We start from the raw sequence: 14,111 nt of genomic DNA on the forward strand, positions 1-14,111 counted from the left end.
AATATGAAAAGAGACGGGCACACGCATACCGAATTTTGTCCACATGGTACGCATGATGATGTGGAGGAAATGGTTTTAAAAGCGATTGAACTTGATTTTGATGAGTATTCTATTGTTGAACATGCACCGCTTTCGAGTGAGTTTATGAAAAATACTGCTGGTGATAGCAAAGCCGTAACGACCGCAAGTATGGCAATGAGTGATCTGCCTTATTATTTTAAAAAAATGAACCATATAAAGAAAAAATATGCGAGCGATTTATTCATACATATTGGATTGGAAGTAGATTATTTGATTGGTTATGAGGATTTTACGCGAGATTTTTTAAATGAGTATGGACCACAAACTGATGATGGCGTGTTGTCCTTACATTTTTTAGAAGGGCAAGGTGGATTTCGTTCGATTGATTTTTCGGCGGAAGATTATAATGAAGGAATTGTGCAATTTTATGGTGGATTTGAACAAGCGCAACTTGCTTATTTGGAAGGTGTGAAACAGTCGATTGAAGCGGATTTAGGTCTATTTAAACCGCGGAGGATAGGACATATTTCATTGTGTCAGAAGTTTCAACAGTTTTTTGGAGTAAGTACACCTGATTTTTCAGAAGAAGTAATGGAAGAATTTCAAGCGATTCTTGCTCTAGTGAAAAAGCGCGATTATGAGCTTGATTTTAATACGGCGGGCCTATTTAAGCCACTTTGCGGAGAAACTTACCCACCTAAAGAAATCGTGACTTTAGCTAGTGAGTTAAAGATTCCATTTGTATATGGATCTGATTCGCATGGTGTTCAAGATATTGGTCGTGGTTATAACACTTATTGCCAAAAATGATCTTTCATTTTGACATGTCCATTTTCTTTAAATGTAATACCTTCTAATAGAAGCAGTTCGCGTTGTTCTTCCCAACCCGGGACGAGGCGACCAGCTGCATTTACAACACGATGACAAGGTGTAATTTGGTCGCGCTTTGAATGTTTTAATGTTGCACCAACGAGTCTTGCATTTTTGGGAAAGCCAATCATATAGGCGATTTGACCATATGTTGTTACTTTGCCGCGCGGAATTTGGCGCACGACCGTATAAACGCGAACTTCAAAATCTGCTGGAATCATGACGTACCTCCATTTGTTTATAATAAATTTAGTATACAGGAAATACCTATTTTATAAAAGTTAGGATGATAAAGGAATGCCAGATTTTTCTTACGCGAAAATTACGAAGCTCGTGGTCCATTTTGCTGGAAATAAAGCGAGAGAAGAGGGAACAGAAGTCTCGGCGAATGTGCTCGCTGATATTGGTTCAGAAATGAATCAAACGCTAGCTTCTATTTTCTTAGAGCCATTTACAAAAGATGAATATTTTAAGTTTACGCATGAAACTGATTTGGACTTTAATGAAGTCCGTACTTTTGCTAGCAACATGTTTCTCCAAGAGGAGGAATTTTTGGATGAATCCAAGAAAATTCTAGAACATTTATATAGCGAAACAACCCACCCGAATATTAAAAGTGGTGATGTATGGATTTTCTTTATTGAGGGTTGTGTAGTTGATGGAGATTTTACGAATGGTATAGGAATTTTCAAAGTCGAAAACAAAGAAGTCTTTCTAAAAAATGATTTTAACGGCAGAGAATTTCAAATTGGTTATGATAAAGGTATTACCGGAACAGATTTAGATAAAGGTTGTTTGATTTTTAATGTAGATCATGACACGGGAAATAAAGTCCTAATTTTGGACCGGCTGAACCGTGGTGATTCTGTTTATTGGAAAGATAAATTTTTAAGCATTGATAAAATAACAGACGAGAAATTTTATACAGAAGGATTTGTAGAAGTTTGTACAGATTACATAAAGCAACGGGAGGAGTCACTACTTGATAAATCTAATTTTGTTAAAGCGACAACGGAATATTTAGCTGGAGAAGAAACGTTGAACATTGCTGAATTTGCTCGTACAACGATTGAAAAACCGGAAGAAATTACCGAATTTAACACGATGATCGATACGTTTGAGCGTGAAAATAATGTCCGTTTTCCAGAAACTTTTCAGTTAGATGAAGAAAAACGCGAAAAATTATCAAAAAAAATCCGCAAAACGATTAAACTAGGCAAAAATATTTCCGTTGTCGTGAAAGACTTAGAACAACTAGAAGAAACAGATTTTGTCCAAGGATACGACGAAGAAAAAGGGAAAAATTACATGATTGTTTATTATGATTAAAATAAAAAACCGAGGATGCGGAATCCCCGGTTTTCTGCTGTCTAAACGACAAACATAAAGTACAATATAAACAGCAACATCATCACATACATAATTGGATGAACTTCTTTATAGCGACCTTTAAGTACCATTGTTATTGGATAGAAAATGAAACCAATTGCGATACCAGTTGCGATAGAAAAAGTAAGTACCATCATCAAAATAACGAAAAACGATGGAACAGCCACTTCAAATTTAGTCCAGTCAATATGAGCGACATTACCAATCATTAAAATACCAACGATAACAAGTGCAGGAGTTGTAACAGCACTCGTAATTACGCCAAGAAGCGGCGAGAAGAATAATGACAAGGAGAAACAGATAGCAACTACAACGGCAGTCAAACCAGTCCGACCACCGACCGCAACTCCGGCAGTAGATTCAACATAAGAAGTAGTTGTGGATGTTCCGAAAATCGCACCAAAAACAGTTGCGAGCGAGTCAGAAAATAATGAACGACCAGCACGTGGGATTTTATTATCTTTTACAAAACCAGCTTGTGTTGCAACTGCAACAAGTGTCCCTGCAGTATCAAAGAAATCAATGAAGAAAAATGTCAATATTACAATGAGCATTTGTGGTGTAAAAATATCAGGCAAGTGAATGATTGCTTGTCCAAACGTTGGCGCCATACTTGGTACAGAAGAAACTACTTGAGTTGGCACATCAATCAAGCCAAATAGCATTCCGGCAATAGCAGTTGTTGCCATTCCAAAGAAAATCGCGCCTTTCCAACCAATTGTCATATAAGCTACTGTCACAACAATCCCAAAAACCGCAAGTAAAACTGGTCCAGAATGCAAGTTGCCAAGCGCTACAATCGTAGAATCATTTGGCACGATAATTCCAGCATTTTTAAGTCCTAAAAAGGCAATAAAAAAACCAATTCCAGCACCAACGGCGAATTTTAGTTCAGTTGGAATAGCATTAACGATTTTTTCTCGAAGTCCCGAAAGAGTTAAACAAATGAAGACTAATCCAGAAACAAGCACACCAGCTAATGCAGTTTGCCATGGTATGCCCCACTGTGCACAAACCGTATAAGCGAAAAATGCATTTAGACCCATACCAGGAGCAAGTCCAATTGGGTAATTAGCGATTAGTCCCATTGCTAGTGAACCGACAACAGAAGCTAAAATGGTTGCCACAAAAACGGCTTTTAACTCCATTCCAGTTGTAGCAAGCATAGATGGGTTGACGAAAAGCACATAAGCCATTGACAAGAAAGTCGTTAGCCCCGCGAGTATTTCTGTTCGAACAGTCGTCTTGTTCTCGCGTAGTTTGAAAAATTTATCCATTAAAAAAAGCCTCCCTATTTATGTTGTCGCACATAACGGAAAGAGCATAGGTAAAAAAGGGAAAAATAAATAAAAATAGCCAAAAAATCCCTATTAAATTTACAATAGCTCGTAGCCTGGCATTTTACGGTTGCCTGGTAGAAACGAACGGTCCATATTACCGAACTTATACGACTTTATTATTGTAGACGATTAGCGGATTTTTGGCAATACATCAAAGGAATAAAATTAAAAAAAACAAACTTTTAAATAAATAAGTTTATACTTTTAAAAAAATAAGGTATAATAAAATCAAATAACAGTTGGAGGTATGAAAATGACTTATAAATTTCCAGAGAATTTTTGGTGGGGAAGTGCTGCGTCAGGCCCACAAACAGAAGGTGCAGCGGATGTAGATGGCAGAAAACCAAGCATTTGGGATCATTGGTACGACATTGAACCAGGACGTTTCTTTAATGATGTAGGACCTACAAATACATCTAATTTTTACTATCAATATAAAGAAGATATCGCTCTAATGAAACAAACAGGGCACAATTCTTTCCGTACTTCGATTCAGTGGTCACGCCTTATTCCAGATGGTATTGGTGAAGTGAATCCCAAAGCCGTTGATTTTTATAACCGCGTCATCGATGAAATGCTTGCAAATAACGTCGAACCATTTATGAATTTATATCATTTTGATATGCCAATGTCGATGCAAGAAAATGGTGGTTTTGAAAGTCGTGAAGTAGTGGATGCGTATGCTACTTTTGCAAAAACTTGTTTTGAATTATTTGGTGATCGTGTGAAACATTGGTTTACTTTCAACGAGCCAATTGTTCCTGTTGAAGCTGGCTATTTATACGATATGCACTATCCGAATGTCGTTGATTTTAAACGTGCTACACAAGTTGCTTATCATACTACTTTGGCGCATGCCCTTGCAGTGAAGGAATTCCACGCACTTGAAATTCCAGAAGGCCAAATCGGAATTATCTTAAACTTAACACCGTCTTATCCTAGAAGCCAAAATCCTGCTGATCTAAAAGCAGCTCATATTGCTGATTTAATTTTCAACCGTAGTTTCCTTGATCCAGTAACAAAAGGAGAATTCCCGGCTGATTTAGTAGAAATTATCCGTGAACATGATGCGCTTCCTGAATATACCGAAGAAGATTTAGCAATCATTAAAAATAACATCATTGATATTCTTGGCGTTAATTACTACCAACCGCGCCGTGTGAAAGCAAAAGAATATGCAGCTCATCCAGATGCGCCATTTATGCCAGAACATCTTTTTGATAATTATGAAATGCCATATCGTAAAATGAATCCGTATCGTGGTTGGGAAATTTTTGAAAGAGCGATTTATGATATTGCGATTAATCTGCGCGACAACTATGATAATATTCCATTCTTTATTTCTGAAAACGGGATGGGTGTAGAAGGAGAAAGTCGTTACCGTAATGCGGATGGAATGATTGAAGATACGTACCGAATTGATTTTATTAAGAGTCATTTGAAATGGTTGCATAAAGCAATTGAAGAAGGTTCGAATTGTCATGGTTACCATCTTTGGACATTTATGGATTGCTGGAGTTGGGCAAATGCTTACAAAAACCGTTATGGCTTAGTGGAAGTTGATTTAGACAATGATTTCAAACGGACAGTAAAAGCATCCGGACATTGGTACAAAGAACTTTCAGAAAACAATGGTTTTGAAGACTAAATATGATAAAATAAAAGTATTATGTGTAAAGAGGTGAACTTCCGTGGCTCAGAACCAGACAAAATATAGCTTTATTGCTGAAGAAATCCGCAAAAGAATTATGAATCACGCCTATCCGCTTAATCAACCTATTCCTGATGAGATAACTTTGGCGAAAGAGTTTGATTGTAGTCGAATGACAATGAAAAAAGCGCTTGAAGTACTTGTACTTGAAGGTTTACTTTACCGAAAACGTGGACATGGTACTTTCATTATTAAATCGGCACTGGACGCGGATCGCTTGCAAATCCACAATCAAGAAGTAAATGGTTTCACAAAACTTTTAGATGGAAAAAAAGTTATTAGTAAAGTAATCGAGTTTAAAGTCATTTTTCCAACAGAAGAAATTGCAGAACGTCTTCATATTGAACTGGAAACGCCGATTTATGATATTCTTCGCGTGCGTTTAGTAAAAGAGGAACCCTACGTGTTAGAACATACGTATATGCCAGTTGGTGTGATTCCGGGAATTAATCAACAAATCTTAGAAGGCTCGATATACTCCTATATTCAAGACGAACTTAAACTTAAGATTGCGAGTTCCTATAAACAAATTCGTGCAGATAAAGCCACATTACTTGACCAGCAGTACCTCGACTGCGCTTCTGACGATCCTGTTGTCGAAGTGGAACAAACCGTTTATTTGAATAATGGCCTCGCTTTTGAGTTTTCGAAGTCGCGTCACCGTTATGATAAATTTGTGTTTACAACAGTCAATATAGCGAGACGATAAAAGAATAGTAAGTCCTAAAGACTATAAGCAAAATGAGAAATCGTTTTGTTTATAGTCTTTTTATGTTAGAAAGTTCATGTTTTTGGTTTAATTAAAGACAAAAAGTGGAATAAAATAGTAATGTTTCTGTGAATTATTATCTAAAAAATTTAAGGGGGCTATGATGACTAAATGTTGACATAACAGTAAATTTTTAGACTCGAATATATTCACATAATATTACTTTTTTCACAAAAGCTTGGAGATAATAAAATCTATTATTGGAAAAGCAACGCGCGTCCATATTTTAGTAGATGGAAAAATTATGAAGGAGGAAAACTAATATGAACAAAAAATTAGGTCTGTTTTTGTTCGCGGTATTGCTAACGTTCGGCGGATTTCTTTTAGGAAATTCTCCAGTATATGCCGCAGAAGGAGATACAAGTAGTATCACCTACAAATACGTTGATTTCGATACATTAACGACTGAACAAAAAAATAGTATCATCAAAGGGAACCCAACTGAGACTCTCAACAACGATTTTGAGAACTATTCCTTCGTTTACCAAAAAAATACTTCTGGAGATTCTGCCAGTACAGATAATAATGCAGCAGGAGGAAGTAATGGTAACGGAAATTCAGTTGATGGAAATAGTACTTCTGGGAACGCATCCAGTGGAAATTCTTTAATAAAAACCGGTGATGTGGGACCAGATATTTATTTAATCATGCTTGGTTTTGTCTTAGTGGGAGGCGGGATTGGACTGCTAACTTTGAAAAAAAGACATGCCAAACAACTGTTGTTATTCCTAATCGTATTCGGCGGTGGTAGCATAATGATTGGTTCCATTGCTCAAGCGGTGGAAAACAGCAATTTAAAACCACAAGAAACAACGACCGTCACAAAAGGCACTAAAGAAACGAAAAAACCTGGAAACATCGAAGGTTACACTTATGTGGGCTATATTCATACAAGTAAAAATGATACGACGCCAACACCACCAGTGGAACAAGGAACTGTCACAGTGAATTACCAAGATGAACAAGGAAACTCCGTAGCGCCAAGTGAAACACTAAAAGGTGAGGTTGGAAAAACCTACAAAACGGTACAAAAAGACGTTGAAGGTTACGACTTTAAAGAAGTACAAGGGAACGCAACTGGCGAATTTACAACAAAAGCGCAAGTTGTAAACTATATTTACGCTAAAACAGTTACACCAGTAGAACAAGGAACCGTCACAGTCAATTACCAAGATGAACAAGGAAACACCGTAGCGCCAACTGAAACGTTAAAAGGTGATGTTGGAGAAACCTACACAACTGTTCAAAAAGACGTTGAAGGCTATGACTTTAAAGAAGTACAAGGTAACACAACAGGCGAATTTACTAAAGAATCGCAAGTTGTAACGTATGTTTACACTCAAATACCTGTACCTGCTGCGAACCTAACTATTGAATATCTTGATGAAAATGGAAATCAAATCCATGAACCAAAAATAATCAGCGGGAATGTGGGAGATCCTTACGATGTAACAGGAGATCTTGATAAACTTCAGATTGAAGGTTACACGATTGATACAACTAAATTACCAGCCAATGCAACTGGCGTACTATCGAATGAACCAATCCAAGTAATCTATGTTTACAATAAAAATCCATTAGCTGATGTGAAGATAACAGTTAAATTTGTGGATTATCAAGGGAATCCATTTACTGTACCGGATTTTTCCATATTAAAAGATGGTGCATTTGTGCCGCTTTATCCTAATCTAGATCAATATAAGGTACAATTAGATTACAACAGACAAACATATAATCAAAACCAAGTAGTACCCGATATTGTTATCCCTGGAAAAGAAGGAGATACGTACTCTTTACCAGCAAAAATGAATTTCAATATAATTGATGACAAAGGAAATAGTGTTCCATATCTTATTTCTCAAGATGAGGATGAAGGTTCATCTGGGGTTATTAATTGGTCTAACATCACATCAATACCTAATAATCGAGAAGGAACCTTAACGGATCAAGATATTGTAGTCACTTATAAAATTGAAACATATACCATCATTATGCCGGCTCCGTGATTAAGTAATAAAAAAGTTATAGAAGCAACAGAATTAAAAAATACGTATCTAAAATCTCAGTAGATTTTAGATGCGTATTTTTTTAATAGATTTAATAACCATTTTATCTGGAAAAATCAATGTTTTTGGTGTAATGAATGATGAACAATGTAATACTAATATTTCTTTTATAATAATCTGAAATTTAAAGAGACTGTATGTTAACAAAATGTTCACTTTTTCAGTTATTTAATGTTCACAAATCAGTAACTTTTCTGACCTAAAATGTTCACATAATATTACTTTATTTCACAGAAAGCTTTGTAGTTCAGAAAATCACATAGTATAATCAACTATTGTAAATGCAATTTAAGTCTATGTTTTATGTAGATGGAAAAATCATCAAGGAGGAAATTGAATATGAACAAAAAGTTAGGTTTGTTTTTGTTCGCAGTATTATTAACGTTCGGCGGATTTCTTTTAGGAAATTCACCAGTATATGCTGCAGAGAGTGATACAAGTAATATCACATACAAATACGTTGATTTTGATACATTAACGAAAGAACAAAAAAACAGCATTATTAAGGGGAATCCAACCGAAACCCTAAACAAAGATTATGAGAACTATTCATTCGTTTACAAAAAAAATACTGCCGGAGATTCTGCTAATACAGATAATAATTCAGCAGGAGGAAGTAAGGATAAAGGTTATTTAGTTAATGAAAATAGCCCATCTGGGAACGCATCCAACAATGGAAAAGCATTAATAAAAACCGGTGATGTAGGACCAGATATTTATTTAATTATGCTCGGTTTTGTTTTAGTAGGAAGCGGTATTGGACTACTAACTTTGAAAAAAAGACATGCCAAACAGTTTTTATTATTCCTAATTCTATTTGGCGGTGGTAGCTTAATGATTGGTTCTATTGCGCAAGCAGCAGAAACAAGCAATTTAAAACCACAAGAAACAACGACTGTCGCAAAAGGCACCAAAGAAACGAAAAAACCTGGAAACATCGAAGGTTACACTTATGTGGGCTATATTCATACAAGTAAAAATGATACAAAGCCAACCCCACTACCAAATCCAGTACCAGTGGAACAAGGAACTGTCACAGTAAATTATCAAGATGAACAAGGCAATTCTCTAGCACCAACTGAAACACTAAAAGGTGACATTGGAGAAACCTACACAACTGTTCAAAAAGATATTACAGGTTACGATTTTAAAGAAGTACAAGGTGATGCAACTGGCGAATTTACAACAAAAGCGCAAGTTGTAACGTACATTTACGCTCAAACACCTACACCAGTAGAACAAGGAACCGTCACTGTAAATTATCAAGATGAACAAGGAAACGCCGTAGCGCCAACTGAAACACTAAAAGGTGACATTGGAGAAACCTACACAACTGTTCAAAAAAATATTACAGGCTATGACTTTAAAGAAGTACAAGGTAACACAACAGGCGAATTCACAACGAAAGCACAAGTTGTAACGTACATTTACGCTAAAACAGTTACACCAGTAGAACAAGGAACCGTCACTGTAAATTACCAAGATGAACAAGGAAATTCTCTAGCACCAACTGAAACATTAAAAGGTGATGTTGGAACAACCTACACAACGGCTCAAAAAGGTATTACAGGCTATGACTTTAAAGAAGTACAAGGTAACGCAACTGGCGAATTTACTAAAGAATCGCAAGTTGTAACGTATATTTACACTCAAACGCCTGTCCCTGCTGCAAACCTAACTATTAAATACCTTGATGAAAATGGGAATCAAATCCATGAACCAAAAATAATCAGCGGGAATGTGGGAGATCCTTACGATGTAACAGGAGATCTTAATAAACTTCAGATTGAAGGTTATACGATTGATACAACTAAATTACCAGCCAATGCAACAGGCGTTTTATCAAACGATCAAATCCAAGTAATCTATGTTTACAATAAAAATCCATTAGCTGATGTGAAGATAACAGTTAAATTTGTTGACCAAGATGGTAATCCATTTATGGTACCAGATTTAACAACCTATCAAGATGGTGATTTTGTTCCTTTTTATTCTAATTTAGACCAATATAAAGTGCAATTAGATTACAACCAACAAATATATAATCAAAATCAGGTGGTACCAGATATAGTTATTCCAGGCAAAGAAGGCGATGCATACTCTTTACCTAAAGAAATGAATTTTAATATAATGGATGACAAGGGGAATATTATTGATTATCTTATTGCTCCAGATGCAGACGATACTGCTAGAGGGATTATGAAATTCTATAACGGAATTTCAATACCTGAAAATCGGGAAGGAACCTTAAAGGATAAGGATATAGTAGTCACTTATAGAATTATACCATATGATATCTATAGGCCAGCTCCTTGATTAAATAAAAAATAGTTTACCACAACAAAAAATACGTACCCAAAATCTCTCAATAGATTTTGGTACGTATTTTTTATTATATATAAATGATGGAATGTTTTAAATCCGCTCTTTACGTCCCCGAAAAGCTCTGATACTATGATTAAACACTTCAGATAGCATTAAGCCGGCTGCAATAGCGCCTGCAACCACTGTTACTTGAACAGAAAAACCAATTGCTTCTGTATAGTCACCTAACACAAAATTTCGCACAGCTTGATAGGCAAGTCCACCAGGAACAAGCGGAACAATTCCAGGAACATTAAATATTGTGATAGGCATTTTTTTATATTTGGCAAAAAAGTGACTAAGTACTGCAACAACAAAAGCTCCGGCTAGAGAAGAAGCGCCCGTTCCAGAGTCCATTTGCATTAAAGTCCAATACGCCATCCAACCAAATGTCCCAGTAATACCACAAGCATTTAGCGCTCTTTTAGGCACATTTGTAATAATCGCAAAGGTCACAGTCGCAACATAACTCAGCACTAATTGAATCATAATTGTCCAAATTAAATCCATACTAGCGCCTCCTTTATAAGAAAAAGCGGAACACAACCGCGATTCCAATTCCTATTGCACAAGAAGTAAGTAGCGCTTCCGTTCCGCGTGCCATTCCACTAAGCAAATGCCCAGCAATCAAATCCCGCACCGCATTCGTAATTGGTACACCGGGAACAAGCGGCATCACGCCACCAATAATCATTGTGTCTAAATTTATACCCCAACCAATGGAAATAGTTATTACAGCTAAAAGTCCAACACTCAATGAAGCTAAAAATTCAGCCAAAAATTTCACCTTCATAAAAATCTGCGTATAATAAAAAATGATAAAGCCAATAGCTCCAATGATGCAAGTTGGAATAAAATCAAACCAGCCCCCACCAAAAATGACCATCAATGATCCACTAACAAGTGAAGCTGCAATTATTTGCAACCAAATAGGGAAGTAACGAACATCTTTATCTAAATTAACAAGTTTTGTATGTAATTCTTTCAAGGAAATTCTCTTTTCGGCGAAATCTCTAGAAAATTCATTGACCATCGATACTTTTTCTAAATTAATCGTTCTTGTCGGGATTTGCTGTAATTGCACATTACGCTCACCTTCTAAAGACATAAAAATCCCAGTTGGCGTAACAAAACTAATTCCTTTTTTATTACTGGCGATGGTTGCGATGCGGTTCATTGTATCTTCTACACGATACATTTCAGCGCCGCTCTCCATCATTATTTTACCTGCCATTAAGCAAGTTTCGAGCAAGTAATCTGTTGTTTCATTCGACACTACTAAGCACCTCCGTCCCCATAACTACCTATCAATCGTAACGCAATCAAAACAAAAATTCTAGTAGGAAGGGCTTTTTTTTGAATTCACGATTGTTTAGATAGGATTTGGGGTAAATATTTGTTAGTATGATAGATAAAGAATCAATCAGAAAGGATCAGGATTGTTTTGGCAAATATTGAATACGAAATCATCGAAGAAATTGGGGTTTTATCCGAAAATGCGCGTGGCTGGCGAAAAGAATTAAACAAAATAAGCTGGAATGGACGCCCACCTAAATATGATATCCGCGACTGGTCAGAAGATCATGAAAAAATGGGTAAAGGTATTACATTAACTGATGAGGAAGCAGAAGTATTAAAAAAACTGTTATAGTAAGGGCTGGTGGATATAATGAGAATGTACGCTTACGATATTTATGAACCAATTGGGAGAAAAGAAGGCAAAATTTTTCCAGTAATTTTTGCACTTCATGGCTTTGGCGGCGATGAGCTGGATATGGCTGGACGTTTAGAATTGTTAATGGATCGATTTGTTGTTGTTTCCATGCGTGGAGATGTGGAATATGGCCCAAGTTTTGGGTTCTATCACATGGTAACGGAAGGTGATCCAAATGCGCATGAGGTTGATTATACAAGCTTACGAGTAGCAGAATTTATCAATAATGTGTGTAAGAAGTATGATTCAATTGATGCAAAGCAAATTTTTCTAGCTGGTTTTGATCAAGGTGCCGTACTTACTACTTCCATTATGCACAGTTACGGAGGTCGGTACAAAGCAGCGGCAATCTTAAGTGGTCGTATGCCGCATTATTTATCCGAAAGACCTGTCAATTTAATGTTAAAAGATAAACCAATCTTTATTGGCCATGGTTTAGAAGATGCTGTTATTCAAATAGCTGAAGCGGATGAAATTGCTAAATTCTTTGAAAAAATGGGTTGCAAAGTTGAAAAACATAGCTATTTCATTGGACATAATATAAACGAAGCAGAAGAAGATGACTTATATGATTGGTTTGAAAGCTTTTTACCAAATCAACCTGTAAAAAAATAGCGCAGTGATTTTTCCGCTGATAAAAAAAGTGTGCCAATGAGCGAGAGCAAATTGACACACTTTTTTTAAATATCTAAAGTAAGAAAAAGTACTTTTAAATAATTCCCTTCAGGAAAGTTTTTATTTACTGTAAAATCAGCAGGAAGTGAATGTGTTTCAACGATTTTATACGTACGATCGCTTGTTTGAAAAGCTTCTGCAATTAATTTTTTAAAAGCTTTCATCCCAAATCCTGCGTAGTTTGTAGAAGCAATGATTGTACCGTTTGGCGCAGTAATATCAATAATTTCACGAAGCATAGCTGGGTAATCTTTCGCTGCACGAAAGGTTACTTTTTTTGTGCGCGCGAAGCTTGGTGGATCAACGACAACTAAATCAAATGTTAATTGTTTTCGTGCTGCATATTTAAAATAATGAAAAACATCTTCTACAATAATAGCTTGCTCGCTAGGATCAAGTCCATTTACTTCTAGCTGCTCTTTTGTTTTGCTTAACGAACGCCCAGCAACATCCACACTTGTTGTTTTACTAGCGCCACCGAATAGTGCTGCTACAGAAAAAGCGCCAGTGTAAGAAAAAGTATTGAGAACATTTTTGGAAACGGCATAGTCTTCACTAATTCGTCTTCTGACATCACGTTGATCAAGGAAAATACCAGTCATCCAACCATCATCTAAGTAAGTTGCATAATTTATCCCATTTTCTTTAATAATAAGAGGGAATGTTGCTTCTTTACCAGCGACGAAATCATCTTGTTTGTCTTCTTGAAAACGTCTTTTTTCGTATATTCCTTTGATTTCTGGTAAGGATAAGAAGATTTCAAGAATCATTTTCTGGAATGAATAGACGCTGACACTATACCACTGAATGACAAGAAATCCGTCATAGTAATCCGCAGTAAATCCGCCAAAACCATCGCCTTCCCCATTAAAAATTCGAAAAGCGTTAGTAGATTCATCAGCAAATAGGAATTGGCGTTTTTCCATAGCGGCAGTAATTAAATTGGTGAAAAAAGTTTCATCAAGTTCTACTTTTTTATCCCACGTAAAAAGCCAACCGTCTCCTTTATTTTGTTTGCCATGATAACCACGAGCAATAAAATGACCATTAGTATCAATTAAATCTACTATATCGCCTTCTTGGATTTCCTTAGGCCATTTTTCCATCCGTTCTTTAAGAATGAGAGGATAACCTTCTTTATATCCTTTTGTGAATTTTGGAAACACCTTTACTTTAATCGAATTATTCATCA

At 36.2% G+C, this 14,111-nt stretch carries 13 protein-coding genes and 1 riboswitch; of the genes, 8 read left to right on the forward strand and 5 right to left on the reverse strand.

Going from position 1 to position 14,111, the window contains the following annotated elements; genetic code table 11:
* Positions 1–3 precede the first annotated feature (3 nt).
* Positions 4–831, forward strand: a complete 828-nt coding sequence (gene hisJ, locus LWE_RS02745; protein WP_011701381.1) for a histidinol-phosphatase HisJ — start codon at positions 4–6, stop codon at positions 829–831.
* On the opposite strand, the gene LWE_RS02750 is transcribed toward hisJ, so the two are convergent.
* Positions 816–1,112: an MGMT family protein gene (locus LWE_RS02750; RefSeq protein ID WP_011701382.1), complete on the reverse strand. Its 297-nt coding sequence runs from the start codon at positions 1,110–1,112 to the stop codon at positions 816–818. The genes hisJ and LWE_RS02750 overlap by 16 nt on opposite strands.
* 76 nt (positions 1,113–1,188) lie before the next feature.
* On the opposite strand from LWE_RS02750, the gene LWE_RS02755 reads away from it, so the two are divergent.
* Complete coding sequence (locus LWE_RS02755) at positions 1,189–2,220, forward strand: nucleoid-associated protein (protein ID WP_011701383.1); 1,032 nt, start codon at positions 1,189–1,191, stop codon at positions 2,218–2,220.
* A gap of 41 nt (positions 2,221–2,261) precedes the next feature.
* Here the strand turns inward: LWE_RS02755 and LWE_RS02760 are convergent, their stop codons facing one another.
* Positions 2,262–3,557: an NCS2 family permease gene (locus LWE_RS02760; RefSeq protein WP_011701384.1), complete on the reverse strand. Its 1,296-nt coding sequence runs from the start codon at positions 3,555–3,557 to the stop codon at positions 2,262–2,264.
* Positions 3,558–3,649: 92 nt separating this feature from the next.
* Positions 3,650–3,751, reverse strand: a riboswitch (purine riboswitch).
* A 122-nt stretch (positions 3,752–3,873) separates the two neighbouring features.
* Between LWE_RS02760 and LWE_RS02765 the strand changes: the two genes are divergently transcribed.
* The 4 genes from LWE_RS02765 to LWE_RS02780 all read left to right on the forward strand — a co-directional run bounded on the left by LWE_RS02765 (position 3,874) and on the right by LWE_RS02780 (position 10,482).
* Complete coding sequence (locus tag LWE_RS02765; RefSeq protein ID WP_011701385.1) at positions 3,874–5,268, forward strand: glycoside hydrolase family 1 protein; 1,395 nt, start codon at positions 3,874–3,876, stop codon at positions 5,266–5,268.
* A gap of 43 nt (positions 5,269–5,311) precedes the next feature.
* Positions 5,312–6,040, forward strand: coding sequence for a GntR family transcriptional regulator (locus tag LWE_RS02770; protein WP_011701386.1), 729 nt, complete (start codon positions 5,312–5,314; stop codon positions 6,038–6,040).
* Between the two features lie 323 nt (positions 6,041–6,363).
* On the forward strand, positions 6,364–8,106 hold the full coding sequence (locus LWE_RS02775) for a MucBP domain-containing protein (protein WP_011701387.1): 1,743 nt from the start codon (positions 6,364–6,366) through the stop codon (positions 8,104–8,106).
* A gap of 399 nt (positions 8,107–8,505) precedes the next feature.
* Positions 8,506–10,482, forward strand: coding sequence for a MucBP domain-containing protein (locus LWE_RS02780; protein ID WP_011701388.1), 1,977 nt, complete (start codon positions 8,506–8,508; stop codon positions 10,480–10,482).
* A gap of 99 nt (positions 10,483–10,581) precedes the next feature.
* Here the strand turns inward: LWE_RS02780 and LWE_RS02785 are convergent, their stop codons facing one another.
* Together LWE_RS02785 and LWE_RS02790 are read right to left on the reverse strand one after the other, a co-directional pair.
* Positions 10,582–11,040 carry a threonine/serine exporter family protein gene (locus tag LWE_RS02785; protein ID WP_011701389.1) on the reverse strand — a complete coding sequence of 153 codons (459 nt, stop codon included), beginning with the start codon at positions 11,038–11,040 and terminating at the stop codon, positions 10,582–10,584.
* 13 nt (positions 11,041–11,053) lie between these two features.
* Positions 11,054–11,806: a threonine/serine exporter family protein gene (locus LWE_RS02790; RefSeq protein ID WP_011701390.1), complete on the reverse strand. Its 753-nt coding sequence runs from the start codon at positions 11,804–11,806 to the stop codon at positions 11,054–11,056.
* 168 nt (positions 11,807–11,974) lie between these two features.
* Between LWE_RS02790 and LWE_RS02795 the strand changes: the two genes are divergently transcribed.
* Positions 11,975–12,181, forward strand: a complete 207-nt coding sequence (locus LWE_RS02795; protein ID WP_011701391.1) for a YdbC family protein — start codon at positions 11,975–11,977, stop codon at positions 12,179–12,181.
* A 24-nt stretch (positions 12,182–12,205) separates the two neighbouring features.
* A complete protein-coding gene (locus LWE_RS02800) occupies positions 12,206–12,859 on the forward strand; it encodes an alpha/beta hydrolase (protein ID WP_041176312.1) in 654 nt (217 codons plus the stop codon).
* A 65-nt stretch (positions 12,860–12,924) separates the two neighbouring features.
* Here LWE_RS02800 and LWE_RS02805 read toward each other — a convergent pair whose 3' ends face one another.
* A complete protein-coding gene (locus LWE_RS02805) occupies positions 12,925–14,109 on the reverse strand; it encodes a class I SAM-dependent rRNA methyltransferase (protein WP_011701393.1) in 1,185 nt (394 codons plus the stop codon).
* Between the last annotated feature and the right edge of the window lie 2 nt (positions 14,110–14,111).

This window comes from Listeria welshimeri serovar 6b str. SLCC5334, assembly GCF_000060285.1.
Classification (GTDB): Bacteria; Bacillota; Bacilli; order Lactobacillales; family Listeriaceae; genus Listeria; species Listeria welshimeri.

Excerpts from the sequence above, each read along its gene's own strand:
- hisJ (WP_011701381.1), top strand. The coding sequence starts at position 4 with ATGAAAAGAGACGGGCACACGCATACCGAATTTTGTCCACATGGTACG.
- LWE_RS02750 (WP_011701382.1), bottom strand. The coding sequence starts at position 1,112 with ATGATTCCAGCAGATTTTGAAGTTCGCGTTTATACGGTCGTGCGCCAA.
- LWE_RS02755 (WP_011701383.1), top strand. The coding sequence starts at position 1,189 with ATGCCAGATTTTTCTTACGCGAAAATTACGAAGCTCGTGGTCCATTTT.
- LWE_RS02760 (WP_011701384.1), bottom strand. The coding sequence starts at position 3,557 with ATGGATAAATTTTTCAAACTACGCGAGAACAAGACGACTGTTCGAACA.
- LWE_RS02765 (WP_011701385.1), top strand. The coding sequence starts at position 3,874 with ATGACTTATAAATTTCCAGAGAATTTTTGGTGGGGAAGTGCTGCGTCA.
- LWE_RS02775 (WP_011701387.1), top strand. The coding sequence starts at position 6,364 with ATGAACAAAAAATTAGGTCTGTTTTTGTTCGCGGTATTGCTAACGTTC.
- LWE_RS02780 (WP_011701388.1), top strand. The coding sequence starts at position 8,506 with ATGAACAAAAAGTTAGGTTTGTTTTTGTTCGCAGTATTATTAACGTTC.
- LWE_RS02785 (WP_011701389.1), bottom strand. The coding sequence starts at position 11,040 with ATGGATTTAATTTGGACAATTATGATTCAATTAGTGCTGAGTTATGTT.
- LWE_RS02800 (WP_041176312.1), top strand. The coding sequence starts at position 12,206 with ATGTACGCTTACGATATTTATGAACCAATTGGGAGAAAAGAAGGCAAA.
- LWE_RS02805 (WP_011701393.1), bottom strand. The coding sequence starts at position 14,109 with ATGAATAATTCGATTAAAGTAAAGGTGTTTCCAAAATTCACAAAAGGA.